The organism is Mycobacterium sp. E2479 (assembly GCF_001667925.1).
GTDB lineage: Bacteria > Actinomycetota > Actinomycetes > Mycobacteriales > Mycobacteriaceae > Mycobacterium.
Genome location: NZ_LZJR01000080.1, coordinates 1 through 721, shown reverse-complemented (window position 1 = coordinate 721; position 721 = coordinate 1). Strand labels below are relative to the sequence as shown.

Here is a 721-nt window from a genome sequence, read left to right as displayed (position 1 = left end):
ACAGCGCAGCTGCGGTGCGTGGACGGCGAGCTTGGCGAATGCGGCTGTGCATGTTTCCATCGAGTTCGGCCCTCCGTAGTAACTGCGACCATACATGTTCTGGCAAGTGCATGGCGACACCATGTCGGCCCCGGGGTGCGCAAGTGCCCGGTCGAAGATCATACGGAACCATGCAAGCGTATGATCTGACTTGCCGTCAACCGACGTCGATTGATCTCGCGCCACCGTGCATTGATCAGAGGTGGCGGTCTAGCGCTGGCGCGGCCCTGACCGACTGAGTGTTTCACCCACTCTGGAGAGAGGAACACAATGACCGAGCCCCAATCCTCGACAGATTCCGAGCCGCATGCGCTTATCGAGCAATGCGGGCACACCCTTGTCGTGACGATGAACCGCCCGAAGCGGCTAAACGCGCTCACCGGCGAGATGATGCTCATCATGGTCGAGGCATGGGACCGGGTGGACAACGACCCCGAGATTCGTTCGTGCATCCTGACCGGTGCCGGCGGTGCGTTCTGCGCCGGGATGGACCTGAAGAACGCGAACGAGAAACCCATTGGTGAAACATTTTCCAATGGTTTCGACCCGACGCGCATCGACGGCTTGCTCAAGGGCCGCCGACTCACAAAGCCGTTGATCGCGGCGGTGGAGGGTGCCGCGATCGCGGGGGGAACCGAAATCCTGCAAGGCACCGATATCCGAGTTGCCGGCGAAGGCGCGA

1 protein-coding gene is annotated in these 721 nt (G+C 61.3%); it reads left to right on the top strand.

Annotated elements, in window-relative coordinates; genetic code table 11:
- Nucleotides 1-309: 309 nt before the first annotated feature.
- A partial coding sequence (locus A5686_RS11015; protein ID WP_197520548.1) for an enoyl-CoA hydratase-related protein occupies nucleotides 310-721 on the top strand: 412 nt, incomplete at its 3' end.